Annotated in this window: 15 protein-coding genes and 1 pseudogene; 7 read left to right on the top strand and 9 right to left on the bottom strand. The window is 49.6% G+C overall.

Annotation, left to right across the window (positions count from 1 at the left end; genetic code table 11):
* The first annotated feature begins 30 nt into the window (after positions 1-30).
* Positions 31-657, top strand: coding sequence for a TlpA family protein disulfide reductase (locus A3SI_RS03005; RefSeq protein ID WP_009053570.1), 627 nt, complete (start codon positions 31-33; stop codon positions 655-657).
* Between the two features lie 39 nt (positions 658-696).
* Here the strand turns inward: A3SI_RS03005 and A3SI_RS03000 are convergent, their stop codons facing one another.
* The 6 genes from A3SI_RS03000 to A3SI_RS02975 all read right to left on the bottom strand — a co-directional run bounded on the left by A3SI_RS03000 (position 697) and on the right by A3SI_RS02975 (position 7,127).
* Positions 697-1,836, bottom strand: coding sequence for a geranylgeranyl reductase family protein (locus A3SI_RS03000; RefSeq protein ID WP_009053569.1), 1,140 nt, complete (start codon positions 1,834-1,836; stop codon positions 697-699).
* 218 nt (positions 1,837-2,054) lie between these two features.
* A complete protein-coding gene (locus tag A3SI_RS02995) occupies positions 2,055-2,471 on the bottom strand; it encodes a hypothetical protein (RefSeq protein WP_009053568.1) in 417 nt (138 codons plus the stop codon).
* A gap of 12 nt (positions 2,472-2,483) precedes the next feature.
* Positions 2,484-2,903 (bottom strand): SusD/RagB family nutrient-binding outer membrane lipoprotein, encoded by a 420-nt coding sequence (locus tag A3SI_RS21445; protein WP_040669994.1) that lies wholly within the window; start codon positions 2,901-2,903, stop codon positions 2,484-2,486.
* Complete coding sequence (locus A3SI_RS21440; protein WP_040669992.1) at positions 2,900-3,955, bottom strand: SusD/RagB family nutrient-binding outer membrane lipoprotein; 1,056 nt, start codon at positions 3,953-3,955, stop codon at positions 2,900-2,902. Before A3SI_RS21440 ends, A3SI_RS21445 begins: the two co-directional genes overlap by 4 nt.
* 17 nt (positions 3,956-3,972) lie before the next feature.
* A complete protein-coding gene (locus A3SI_RS02980) occupies positions 3,973-4,584 on the bottom strand; it encodes a hypothetical protein (RefSeq protein ID WP_040669987.1) in 612 nt (203 codons plus the stop codon).
* 62 nt (positions 4,585-4,646) lie between these two features.
* Positions 4,647-7,127, bottom strand: a complete 2,481-nt coding sequence (locus A3SI_RS02975) for a SusC/RagA family TonB-linked outer membrane protein (RefSeq protein ID WP_162098408.1) — start codon at positions 7,125-7,127, stop codon at positions 4,647-4,649.
* Between the two features lie 447 nt (positions 7,128-7,574).
* Here A3SI_RS02975 and A3SI_RS02970 point away from each other — a divergent pair, with 447 nt between their 5' ends.
* From A3SI_RS02970 to A3SI_RS02955, 6 genes and pseudogenes are all read left to right on the top strand, one after another.
* Positions 7,575-7,778, top strand: a complete 204-nt coding sequence (locus A3SI_RS02970) for a hypothetical protein (RefSeq protein WP_009053567.1) — start codon at positions 7,575-7,577, stop codon at positions 7,776-7,778.
* A gap of 1 nt (position 7,779) precedes the next feature.
* Positions 7,780-8,076, top strand: coding sequence for a hypothetical protein (locus A3SI_RS02965; RefSeq protein WP_009053566.1), 297 nt, complete (start codon positions 7,780-7,782; stop codon positions 8,074-8,076).
* A gap of 129 nt (positions 8,077-8,205) precedes the next feature.
* A pseudogene (locus tag A3SI_RS23520) lies at positions 8,206-8,328 on the top strand (DUF4236 domain-containing protein); the annotation flags it as partial.
* Between the two features lie 3 nt (positions 8,329-8,331).
* The gene (locus A3SI_RS02960) at positions 8,332-9,042 is read left to right on the top strand and encodes a hypothetical protein (RefSeq protein ID WP_040669981.1); all 711 of its coding nucleotides are present in this window, start codon (positions 8,332-8,334) and stop codon (positions 9,040-9,042) included.
* A complete protein-coding gene (locus A3SI_RS18765) occupies positions 8,991-9,377 on the top strand; it encodes a hypothetical protein (RefSeq protein WP_156810137.1) in 387 nt (128 codons plus the stop codon). Before A3SI_RS02960 ends, A3SI_RS18765 begins: the two co-directional genes overlap by 52 nt.
* Complete coding sequence (locus A3SI_RS02955) at positions 9,359-9,514, top strand: hypothetical protein (protein WP_162098407.1); 156 nt, start codon at positions 9,359-9,361, stop codon at positions 9,512-9,514. The genes A3SI_RS18765 and A3SI_RS02955 overlap by 19 nt, the downstream gene beginning before the upstream one ends.
* Before the next feature lie 86 nt (positions 9,515-9,600).
* On the opposite strand, the gene A3SI_RS02950 is transcribed toward A3SI_RS02955, so the two are convergent.
* The 3 genes from A3SI_RS02950 to A3SI_RS17005 are packed head-to-tail and all read right to left on the bottom strand — an operon-like array spanning position 9,601 to position 11,971.
* A complete protein-coding gene (locus A3SI_RS02950) occupies positions 9,601-10,866 on the bottom strand; it encodes a BamA/TamA family outer membrane protein (RefSeq protein WP_009053563.1) in 1,266 nt (421 codons plus the stop codon).
* Complete coding sequence (locus A3SI_RS17010) at positions 10,863-11,423, bottom strand: patatin-like phospholipase family protein (RefSeq protein WP_009053562.1); 561 nt, start codon at positions 11,421-11,423, stop codon at positions 10,863-10,865. Before A3SI_RS17010 ends, A3SI_RS02950 begins: the two co-directional genes overlap by 4 nt.
* Positions 11,417-11,971 carry a patatin-like phospholipase family protein gene (locus tag A3SI_RS17005; RefSeq protein ID WP_009053561.1) on the bottom strand — a complete coding sequence of 185 codons (555 nt, stop codon included), beginning with the start codon at positions 11,969-11,971 and terminating at the stop codon, positions 11,417-11,419. The genes A3SI_RS17010 and A3SI_RS17005 overlap by 7 nt, the downstream gene beginning before the upstream one ends.
* Between the last annotated feature and the right edge of the window lie 106 nt (positions 11,972-12,077).

Genomic DNA, 12,077 nt, shown 5'->3' with positions numbered 1-12,077 from the left:
TATTCTTGTACCTGAAATACACGCTTACACATGGAGAACGCTAAAGAGAAAAAAACGCATACAACCACATGGAAAACGATACTTCGCGACTATGCCCTAATGGCGCTGGTCTTCGGGCTGCTTTATGTGACGGGCTGGATCACGCCGATCATGGGCTTTGTGCAGTCGGGACTGCTGGCCACGGGCATTAAGAAGCCGAAAGTCACATTAACGGACCGCACCTTGGAGGATTTTGACTTTCGCGGGACCTTCACTAATGCCGCCGGAGAGACCGTGCGGCTAGCAGATTATGCGGGGAAAACGCTCTTTATTAATGTCTGGGCGACTTGGTGCCCGCCCTGCCGCGCAGAAATGCCCCATATCGATGCTTTATATACAAAGGTGGCCTCCGAGGATCTGGTCTTTCTTATGCTCTCAGTGGATCAAGAATCCGAAAAGGCCTTTCGCTTCCATGAGCAAAAAGGCTTTCACTTTCCTGTTCTCCATGCAGGTGCAGGCCTAAGCCCCAGCTTGCAGAGTCAGAGCATTCCGACTACGGTGGTGGTCAGTCCGGAGGGAAAAATCGTCTTTTATCAGGAGGGGATGTCCAACTTTGACACGGCAGAATTCCGAGATTTCCTTTTGGGCCTCGGCCCAAAGGCTGCGCTAGGGGAATAAAATAAGGCCCTGTTTCCAAGGCCTCAAGTTCTAAATAGCTTAAAAGAGTGCTTGCCGAATGCGCTGCAAGGCTCTTTTTTTCATGTCCACGGGATAGGTGCGCTCCCCCATAAAAACCCCCGTCAGCACATCGCAAACCTCTTGGAGGCGTGTGCCGAGCATAAAGTTACGAATGGTTTTTTGGCCATAAAACATGCGGGCCAGTATATGGGAGGTCCCCAGTTCCGGGATCAGGGAGGCATCCAGCAGGGCCTGAAACCCCTGCACCACAGCTTGTGGCTGATGGAAATCGGCATGGATGGCCTCGGCGGCCAGCTTACCCGTGTACAGGGCATTCGAAATTCCTTCCGCCGTGAGAGAGTCGGCGAAACCGGCGGCATCGCCGACCAGCAGGACACGCCCCTTAGCAATTCCCTGGGAGCGTGGCGTGATCGGCACCTGAAAACCATGAGCCTCCTCGAAGGTAGTCTCCTGAATTCCGAGGAGCTTGAGGTAGCTTTGGTAATAGGTTCGCAGATTAATCTTTCTGCGCTCGAAGGTACCTACACCGATGGAGAGGTGGTTTTTCTTCGGGAAGCACCAGCCATAGCCCTTCGGAATGGCGTCCACATCGAAGCGTACCTCCTGCGCTAGCCGCGCAAAATCCGCTTCCGAAACGCCTACCTCGTATTCTATGGCAGGGATAAGTTGGCGGTCGTCTTTAAATCCCGCTAGCTTGGCCGTGGGGCTGAGCATGCCGTCTGCGGCGATCAGGTAGCTCCCTGTATATGTACCTTTTTTGGTGTCCACCTCCACCCCCTCGGCAGTCTCACGAACAGCGGTCACTGCTGCTTGTTCGAGCAGCTCTGCGCCTAACTTGCGCGCCTCCTCTACGATCAACTGATCAAAGGTATCGCGCATGACCATGGTGACGATGGGTTCCTCACGTGTGGCGAAGACAGGGTCCGGTAAATGCTCGAAATAGACATGGGCGCGGGTAAATTCACGTTCTATAGCGGGGCTAATATCAAAGGGCAAAAGTTTTCGGCCTCTCCACACCAGTCCACCGCCACAGGTTTTATAGCGTGGCAGGCACTCTTTTTCCACGAGCAGGACACTTCTTCCAGCTGCTGCCGCGGTGTAGGCAGCGAAAGCACCTGCGGGACCTGTGCCCACGATAATCACATCTACTTTTTGCATAATCGAATTTCTATGACCGTAAAAATACGCGGAATCTGCTTAGGGATAAAAGATTTCGGTAAAATGTTCTATTCTACCTGAGGGCCGCTAGTTGAATGAGGGCCTGCTTTTCTCTTCAGAAGCCTTTGGCCCAGGGGCCAAAAAAGGAAGGGTAGCGCCCTTTTGCTTAGGCACTACCCTTTCAATCGCTCCTCTACAGCATCGAGAGGAGCTGCTGTTTACTGCGTTACTGTCAAGTTCGCTGTACGCTCTCGCACGAGACCATTAGCGGTTTCCACCTGCATGATGTAGGTTACCGTCGTTCCGGCGGCCACATTTGGCACGGTGAAATTAAGCGTTTCCTGGTAAGAGTCCTCCACATTATGATTTTGGACGGGAACGTTCACGACCTCTGTACGCTGTCCACCGACAGACTGGATGAGTCTATAAGCGGTGACGAGCTCGTGCTCGGAGAAGTAGCGTACGGTGGCTGTCCCATTTGCTCCTGCGGGTGCTGAGGTAGGGTTCAGCGTAAACACGGAGATGGTAGCCACGCGGCCGACGAGTTCGTAGCCTTCGTCATATTCTTGGAAGCAGGAGCTCAAGCTGAAGGCGATAAGGACGAAAAGTCCTGCGATAGATGCTTTTATATTCATGATTATTTTCTTTTATCGGTCCCAAAATACACGTGCCAGAAGAGAGGTTTCCGGAATATTCGCAGCATTGTTATCCAGCTCAGAGGGTGGGTACAGATACCTTCTCGGAAAGGCGTTATCTGTAAGGTTGCCCGCTGGCGCAGTTAGCGCTGGAATACCACTTACGGTGGGGGCGGCTCCAGCTGGAATACTTCTTCTCCAGTCTACCCAAGACTCGGTCTGCAGGAACATGTCGATGTGCTTTTCGGTGAAGATACGTTCTAGTCCGTTTTCCGCCATATCTGCTGCCGTAGCACCATAAACAGCTAAATAGGCAGGCTGGGCACTCCCGGTCACGCGCTGCATAGACGCAGTAATCGCTGCATTAAGCGCTTCCGCGGCGGCGGAAAAATTACCCAATCGCTGCTGTGCTTCGGCTTCGATGAACTTCACCTCTGCGAAGGTGATAAAATTCGTCGGCGCACCAGGAGTAAAGGCATACTCTCCGATAACAGAAACATTAGAGGGAATAGATGAAGCACCGTTATCGCTCCTACGAACTCTCCTGCGCTATTCGCACGTGCATAAAAGGGAAGGCGCGGATCGGAAACGCCTGGACTAATGCGATCGATGAGCTTCGAAAGAAAGGTGTTATTCAGCGCAATGTTATTTTGACCGAAGGTCCCCTGAAGAAACCCAAACCAAGGGCCTGCAGCATCTGGAGTGGTGCCAAAAATGACATTCAAGTTAGCGGCATTGGAGTCGATAGCACCTGCCTGAATGGCTGCCAAAGCTGCCTGAGCGGAACCCTGAGGATCGACCTTGCTCAGATGATTTGCGTACCGAGCCTTTAAGGCGTGTGCAGATTTTATCCAGTTAGGACGTGAGTTTGCTCTCCAGTTATTCGCGTTCGTAGCCGGAAAAACGAGATCATCTATCGAGGGAGAGGCGCTGGACTCTGCATTCAGGTCTGCGATTCCCTCATCCAGCAGGCGGAAGATTTCATCGTACAGCTGCTCAGCAGAATCGAACCTTGGTGTGGGGAACTCCTCCGGATTTAATGCTTCTGAAAAAGGAACATCTCCAAATAAGTCCACCAAGTGACCTAAAACTAAGGCAGTCTGAATCTTTCCGATGCCACTATAATGCAGGGCACCCGCTGCTTCTCCATCTTCGATGATCTTTTTCAGACCTTGTAAACTTCGGTAATAATGATTGTTCCAGGTAGTTTGGAAGTTCGCTGGAACATAGGCATAAAAGGTAACGTTTTGTTGCACATTTAAGATACCTGTGATGTACTGCACTAATGTGCTGGCGGACTGGGAAGAAAAATCTCCTATCGCCCAGGTCATATTCGCTTGTGCGGCCGGTAACACTACATTAATCGGTGCATCCGTCACTGCGTTTGGATTTATATTGGCTTCCTGTAAATCACAGGAGCTCACTACCAAGCCCGCTGCGACCCCAACGGTCCAAACTGATAATTTATTGATATATTTTCTCATAACTTGATTGCGTTAATTTAAAAACCTGCTGTAATATTAAGACCTACACTTCGTGTGTTAGGCGTACCAAAGGCATCTACACCCATAGAGGTATTCGGACCGCCCAAATTGGTTTCAGGGTCTACGCCACGATAAGCCGTGAAAAGCAGCAAGTTTCTTCCATAAATCCCAATATTCAGATTACGCATCTTCATTTTATTCACGATGTTATTTGGGACACTGTAAGACAGTGTTACATCACGTAAACGTACCCAAGAGCCATCTTCGATAAAGCGCTCGGCGATATCACGATTTCCTCTAGTGTTATTATAATAGTTCACATCATCGATGATAACTGGAATATTATTCACATTTCCATCCTCAAGTACCCCTCTGAAAATCACCTGGCTGCCACGGTCCATCGTGGAGGCATCGATACCTTGAGCACGCGTCCAGTTCGTAGTTACATTTGCTACGTCGCCACCAACACGGATATCCCATAAAAATGTCAGGGCAAAGTTTTTGTACGCCATGTTATTTCGAATACCTAACAAGAAATCAGGCGTAGGATCCCCGATCATTACGTCCCCTGTAGGATTTTCTGGAGAAGGCATCTCGCGCATAGGGAAGCCATCCTGACCGATAATCACATTCCCTGCATCATCCCGGCGGAAACCTGTACCGAAGAAAACACCGTACGGGTGTCCTTCTTTTACAAGTGGACGTAGATTACCGAACCTGTGAGGCCGATACGGTCTACCGGCAAATCCAATACGATGTTTCTGTTTCGAGAAAAGTTCGCTACGATATCCCATCTAAATTCCCCCTGGATAGGTGTGAAATTAGCTACGATTTCCCAACCTTGGTTTTGAATCGTTCCAGCGTTTATGAATTGATTCGCGAAGCCCGTACTTCCCGGTACAGAAACAGGGATGATTTGATCCACGTTTCGCTCACGGTAGTAGGTCACATCCAAACCTAAGCGATTTTCGAAGAAGCGGAATTCACCACCTATTTCGATGGACTTATTGCGCTCTGGGCGCAAATTTGGATTTCCTGCCGTCAAGCCTAGCTGAGAACCACCTACTCCTGAAGGAAGTGGGAAGACGAGACCTCCACCCCAAACACCCCCTACGGTAGCGCGATTAAAGAAGGTCTGATCCGTGTACACAGGAGCATCACGCCCTGCCTCAGAGTACGAAGCGCGTAATTTCCCGAAAGAGAAAATGCCTCCATCTAAATTAAAGGCTTCGGTAAACACAAAACCAGTACCGACAGACCCATAGAAGAAACTATTATTCGGTGGTCGTAAGGTGGAAGTCCACTCATTACGGCCATTTAACTCTAAGAAAAGGTAATTTTTATAGTCCACTGCTACACGAGAGAACACTGCCGCTGTCTCTTTCAAAGAGCGAAACTGCTCCTGTACCAAATTGGTCTGAGCATTGGAAATATTATACAAGCCCGGAATAGCGAGATTACGGCCATCGAAGAATTGGGACTGGAAGGAGTTGGAGAAAAAGTTGTTCCCCACCATAGCGCTTACGTTAAAATCTCCGTACTCCTTGGTAGCCGTAATGATTAAGTCTGAGTTTAGTACACGATCATTAAAAGTCTGTTCCTGAACCCGACCACCTGGAAGGGCATCACCACCAAAGGAGCCAACAGCCCACTGCTGATTTCGCTTATCTGAAGACACATCAGCCCCCACTCGATACAAAATACTTAACCAAGGCGTTACCTGATAATCAGCCTGCACAAAAGAAATCAAGCGATTCACCTCGTCTGTAAATGGGTTGTTATTAACTACCCAGAAAGGATTATCAGGAGAATTATTACGGAAAGCCCGTTGGCTACCGTCAGGGAGCGTGAAGCCAAGCGCATTATTAAAACTTGGAGGAGTACGTATCGTTCCCTGAACGACATCAGAAAAATTATTACCACGACCGAAACGAGTACTGGTCGAATAGACGTAATTCGCTGATGCAGTGAGCTTAAACTTATCCGTTAAGCTAGACTCTGCAGTTAATTTAAAAGACTGCCGATTAAAGTCATTATTTGGAATAATCCCTTGCTGACGAAAATCCCCATAAGAGAAGAAAAAGGAACTGTGCTTCGTCCCTGAGCTAATGCTAATATTGTTATCCGTGGTGACACCTGTCTGGAAAAACAAGGCCTGATTGTCCACAGGAATTAAACGCTCGTCCGCTAAGGCCCGTGGATCATTCATATCCACGATAAACCCTCGTGGGTCGGCAGGATTATTCGTAGATCCGTCGTAGCGAAGTGTACTTAAAGGAGGGCCGAAGTGGCCAAAAGTCGTAGTGCCAAACAGCGACCTGTCCCCCTGAGCATACATCATCTGAGTAGGAAAACGCGTTAGAAGCTGATCAGCAGCCGTATTCGAGCTGATATTGACAGACATGGTACGGCCATCCGAGCGCGAACCCTTTTTAGTAGTGATAATGACTACCCCACTGGCTGCCTGAATACCATAAAGTGCCGTAGCCGCAGGCCCCTTTAACACGTTCATGGATTCGATATCATTCGGGTTGATGTCGATGGCTCGGTTCGGTACATCTACACCCGAAGTAGAAGAACGCGTACGGAAAGAATTGTTGATCGGGATACCATCAATTACGAATAAGGGTTGATTCTCCCCCGAAATCGAAGACATACCGCGAATAACGATACTAGACCCCGCACCTGCAGATCCACCCTGGCGTGTTACTTGCACACCGGCCACTTTGGCATTCAAAGCGTCCACCATATTCGGCTCACGAGAAAGTGCCAGCTCACGGCCTTTCACCTCCTGTGTAGCTGAAACCAAGGCTTTCTTGTCCTGCTCGATACCGAAAGCCGTCACCACCACCTCCGATAGCTGGGAGATATCCGACTGTAAAGCAACATTAATGATACTGCGGTTCCGTATGGAAACCACCTGCTTTTCGAAACCGATAAAGGAAAACTCTAAGGATCCAGAGCCCTCTGGAACACTTATCGTGTAGCTTCCATCGATGTCCGTAACAGCACCCACTGTGGTGCCACGTACCAAAACACTCACCCCAGGCATGGGGCCTCCATCCTCCTGAGAGGTTACCGTCCCGCTGATTTGTACCCCTTGGGCAAAAAGCCCTAGATGTACTCCTAAAACCAGCAGAAGCGTCAACAGACTTGTAAAGATTCTACGCATAGTAGGGTTTTTAGAATTATGAAATTTGAAACACGAATTTTCAGGCAATTTGGGCGCTATTATGCTGGATAATCGCTTCATCCATAAAATTCAAGCAAATAACAGCAGTAGAAAAATAAAGGCTTTTGATCAGCTTTTACCATAATTTAAGCTACAATCCGAATGTATGTAAAAATTTTTGGTATTAAAAGCAGTCGTTTTTAAAATGTTAAAAAAATTACGGGAATGGTAACTGCCGCTTCATTCTATTCTTTTATTCGAGAACTGGCAAAAAGTAGCCATACTGAACAACGCTTGTGAATCTCGACCCAAGCACATACAAAAGGCCAAGCTACCCATAGTCGAGCTAGGCTACCCCAACTAAAAAAACCACCCCCCTCCTGCAAAAAAAACAAACAATAGCCCAGAGAGCAAGTTATATAGTCAACTAACCAAAACACCATAAAAATGGCAGAACAAACAGAAAAAATTCAATCTTGGCCAGATTTGGCTATAGGCCTCTATGAAAAGTTAACAGGTAAAGGAGCTATCATCACCTATGACTTCGAAGAATTTAGCATAGGAGTGCCTCGTGAAGTGGGATCTACAGACTACACCACCTGGAAAATGAATGGAAAGCTTAAAATTTCCACTTCCGAGAAAGGAGCCTAATATGAAAGTCCTGCACATAGACGCGAATTTAAGCATCTCGCAGGGAGAACAACATATTTTAATCCAAAGTGATGCTCAAGAAATCGGGATAGCCGTTCGCGGACCACTCACATTACCCGTAAGCCTACCCGATATCAAAACGCTCTGGAAACTTTATGCGAGCACCCGGCAGCAGTTAGACCAAAAAGTAACTTTAGTCCATAATGGACGCTTGCTTTTCGATAGCCACGCCGCCTGGTGGAGTCCAAAAAATATCTCGTTCTCCTTCTGGATGTTAAAACAAAAGCTGTTCTCCTGAACAGCTTTTGTTTTTTTCCCTATTTCCCCTCCTTTAACCTGCTACACAAGGGCAAAACAGCCGCCAAACAACGAATTTCTGTTACTTTTTTAAGGCCAAAACTGTCACTTACGTTATCTTTAGGACGTAATAAAGGAACAATCGAACAAGTATGGGCTTTTTTTTAAGAAAATCTGTGGGCGTAGGTCCCTGCGTTTAAATTTCTCTAAGTCAGGAATCGGCATCTCCGGAGGTGTAAAAGGAGCTCGCTTGGGTGTGAACAGCCAAGGAAGACCCTATGTGCATGCCGGCCGCCATGGCATCTATTACCGTCAGTTTCTGGACAGTAAAGGAAAACGTTCCCGCGGTCGCTCCACCACCCCTTCCCCTGCACCCCAAACCAGTGCCTCCGACCAGCTTTTTCAGCAGCTTGGCCCTCAGGTAGTAGATAGTTTCGAGCATAACGGTCTCACCACGCCCTATCTGTCCCTAGCTCGTGAACTACCGAAGGGAATCGAGACACTGGATAAGCCCAAAATCGAATCCCCCGCCGGAAAACTGTTCCTCATGGGGGTCGTGGCGTTTATCTTCCGCTGGGAGCCCTTTTACGTATTTCTCGGCCTCATTGCTTTTTACCTCGTCGCGAAATACGCCTACCAGCTCTGGGGTCGCCATAAGCTGAAACAGGCGAAAAAACATTTACTGGAAGACCCGAACACGATGGCCGATCAAAACAGCTGGGAGCGTTACGCCTCCTCCCTACCTCTCGAGGACCAAAAAGCCCTAGCCCTAGATTTTGCCGGCAGGCTACTGGAAGAAGACCTAGATAAAGCCCGCAGCCCTTTCCGTGCAAACGATTACCGCTGGCTCCCCTTGGAAAGTCAGCATCTGCGCCTGGTAAAAGACATGGTCCTCTCGAATCGCGTGGAAACCTGTTGGCCGATCATCAGCTCAGCAGCGAGGAAGAAACCCTGCTCATGGAAGTAGCTGCCGCCTGGGACCTGAGTCCTGAGATCCGGCAGCGGCTGCGCCAAATGATTCGCGAGCTCGGAGAAATGCGCGAAATGCACAGCCAAGGGGCTCCCCCCATCCACGCCAGCCGAACCATGAAAAGAGGCGAAAGCTGCTACCTCGAAGATGATGGAAAATTCCTTCGACGCGCCACCCTGAGCTCCTACACCTCTCAGGCACGCGCTATCGCCGCATCGGCTATACCCTCGACGTGGAAGGCATCTTCCGCATCACCAACCAGTCTTTGGAAATCGACCACGGCGCAGGAATTCGTTCCTACCGCATCGCAGATGTGGAGGACATCATTTTAGCCTTAGAAGAAGGTGTGGTCGAAGTAAAAATCCGGAACCGCGTAAATCCAGTGTATTTTACCTGTAATCAGCTGATAAAAGCCGCTGCGATCTTACACCTAATGGCGCCGCATGTAGAGGAAAATACCGCAAGCTAAGGTGGAAATTCACGTTCCCTTTGCGCTCCCGCGCAAAAAAAATACAGGTAAAAGACGCCCACAACCACTTAAAGCATTTTCTGCTCTTAGCGATCATTAAAGTTAAAAGAATAACCAAAAGAAAAATAGAAACGGAGGTTCCGATCACCGGAATTTCCTCCTACCCCAACGGTAATCGGCCCGAAAAAAGAATCATAGGACAAGTCCGCACCGTAGCCGATATCCAAACGCCTCCCTAACACCAGGGGATCAAAATCCAGCTGGGCAGCATTCGCGAGCGGCACATGCTGCATCAGCCCCACCACATTCGTTCCCGCACGGAGGTACAACTTGCGCCAGCCCGTGTACTGATACGCGGCCCCCACTTTCATGAAGTTCGGGGCGAAAAGCTCGGCGTAGTTCCAGCCGAAAGCCCGTGTATCGGTAAACAGGACGCGCTGCACCCCTCCTATGGGGAAGTTTTGGAATAATTTCTCCTGACTCTCGCTGCTAAGTGTCATGCCCAAGCCCAGTTCTGGGACCAACTGCTGGTCTTTACCCAGTGGGAAGTAGCGCTGATAGGCAAAAAAAGCCGTAGCATAATCGCGAGGCGTGACATCCCGAAGAAAATCTGCTATTTCCGCTTCTGGAATCTCCCTACGTTCTCCTCGCAGCGTCTGAAATTCAAAGCCCTCCTCTCCTGCAAATAAATTCACCCGATACCGGCTGCTCAACTTGTACAGCCCCTGTACGAAGGTCTCAGCACCGCTCGTAGGAAAATTACGGTCATTTAGGGAGTTACGGGTATATACGGCCCGGGGGCCAAAAAACTCCTGACGAAGAAAACGCACCTCCTCTGGAAAGTTAAAATTGAAGCGGGAAGCGCTACGATTGCGCTCATAGACCACGCCCAGAAAATAGCTTTGCTTAAGGGAACGCGTAGAGATCGCTTGGACCAGGAGCTGCTGATCGCGGCTGTTTACGATGTCGCGCTGCCGTCCGTTTTCATAAATAGGAAGACGTCGAAAGAGAAAATCGTAGCGCACGTTTAAAGCGTAGCGCTTTTTTTCTGTAAAGTAGCGGTAATAATCGGCTCGAAAACTTGGGTTTTCTGAGATATCTGTGATCAGGTGCAGGCGCGAAAGCCGACCGATGTAATCCCGCAGCGTTAAGTTGAGCAAGATCCCCACCGAAAAAAGATTGTCGTAATGTATGGCCCCAAAGAGCAGCGCATCAGGCTTCTCCAGGACACGAATATTCAGATCGAAAATATCGGTTTCCCCTTCCTGTAAGTCTAGACTGTAGTCCACCTTACGAAAGGCGTTAATGCCATACACGCGCGCGATGGCTTGTTCTAACTGCTTAGAATTCACAGGGCTACACAGCGGCAAGTCGAGCTTGCTTTCCAGTAAGGTAGTGTTAAATAGGGAATTGCCCGAAAATTCGCTTTGCGAATCCGTAATTCTGAGAGAGATAGGCCACGATCTGGCAACTCCTCTCCGCTCACGCCTAATCGTTCTGCTAAAGCCGTAAAGGCCTCCCGTTCTGCTTCGGCTGCCTCTCGCCCACGCGCTAAAATCCCATCGAAACGATTAAAAGAAGCCGTCCCAAAACCACTAAGATCGGGACTTACATACACATCACAATCGCGAATATGCGCCTCCAACTTCTCATAGGAACGCGCCATGGCCAGCTGCAAGAGGATCTCCGAAAAGCTCCCGAGCCCTTCTAGGTCTTTAAAATCATCATCGCCCACATTCGACCCGATCACGACTTCAGCGCCCATTTCGCGCACCACATCTACGGGAAAGTTATTTACCACACCTCCGTCCACCAGCAGTGTAGAATCCGTCCGAAACGCTGTAAATGCAGTGGGAATCGCGATACTGGCACGAAGGGCATCGTGCAAGTACCCCTTTCGAATCACCACCTCACGCCCCGACTGGCATCCGTAGCCACAGCCCGAAAAGGAATGGGCAGCGCATCGAAATCCACCACATCTTTTACCGGCCAGGTCAGCCGGTGCAGCAGCTGCGAAAGCTCTTGGCCCTCGATCAGGCCCGTAGGCAGCTGCAGCCTCCAATCCACGATCGGCAGCTCCACGAGGTACCGATTATAATACTCCTTCTCCTCAAAGGCGATTTCATTAAAACGCACCCGATTCGACGTAATCAGCCCCCAGTCTCCCGTCCGCACGATGTCCTCCAACTCATCCACCGAATAGCCGCTGGCATAGAGTCCACCTACCACGGCACCCATGGAAGTGCCGGCGATATAGTCCGGCCGAATGCCTGCCCGCTCCATCTCCCGCAGCACTTCGATATGGGCAAAGCCCTTAGCTCCACCCCCACTCAGCACCAGCCCCACACGGGGACGGTCCATCCGAAGCGAAGAGTCTGCAGGCGTTAAGTCCTTTGCCGTTCCGGCAAAAAAGACAGCAGTCAGCAACAAAAGAAGTACGAAAACAAAACGCAGCATAAGAAGTAAAAAAGTAAGTTAGCCCTTTTTATCCAAAAACCCAGCCGTCCTCCTTAAGAAACACGTCGGCGCAGTTCGATAACCGTGATCTCCGGCCAAATCCACC

This window comes from Nitritalea halalkaliphila LW7 (genome assembly GCF_000265075.1).
Classification (GTDB): Bacteria; Bacteroidota; Bacteroidia; order Cytophagales; family Cyclobacteriaceae; genus Nitritalea; species Nitritalea halalkaliphila.
Note: the sequence above shows the minus strand (reverse complement) of the source record. Positions and strands in the feature narration are given on the sequence as shown.

Excerpts from the sequence above, each read along its gene's own strand:
- A3SI_RS03005 (WP_009053570.1), top strand. The coding sequence starts at position 31 with ATGGAGAACGCTAAAGAGAAAAAAACGCATACAACCACATGGAAAACG.
- A3SI_RS03000 (WP_009053569.1), bottom strand. The coding sequence starts at position 1,836 with ATGCAAAAAGTAGATGTGATTATCGTGGGCACAGGTCCCGCAGGTGCT.
- A3SI_RS02995 (WP_009053568.1), bottom strand. The coding sequence starts at position 2,471 with ATGAATATAAAAGCATCTATCGCAGGACTTTTCGTCCTTATCGCCTTC.
- A3SI_RS21440 (WP_040669992.1), bottom strand. The coding sequence starts at position 3,955 with ATGAGAAAATATATCAATAAATTATCAGTTTGGACCGTTGGGGTCGCA.
- A3SI_RS02975 (WP_162098408.1), bottom strand. The coding sequence starts at position 7,127 with ATGCGTAGAATCTTTACAAGTCTGTTGACGCTTCTGCTGGTTTTAGGA.
- A3SI_RS02970 (WP_009053567.1), top strand. The coding sequence starts at position 7,575 with ATGGCAGAACAAACAGAAAAAATTCAATCTTGGCCAGATTTGGCTATA.
- A3SI_RS02965 (WP_009053566.1), top strand. The coding sequence starts at position 7,780 with ATGAAAGTCCTGCACATAGACGCGAATTTAAGCATCTCGCAGGGAGAA.
- A3SI_RS17005 (WP_009053561.1), bottom strand. The coding sequence starts at position 11,971 with ATGCTGCGTTTTGTTTTCGTACTTCTTTTGTTGCTGACTGCTGTCTTT.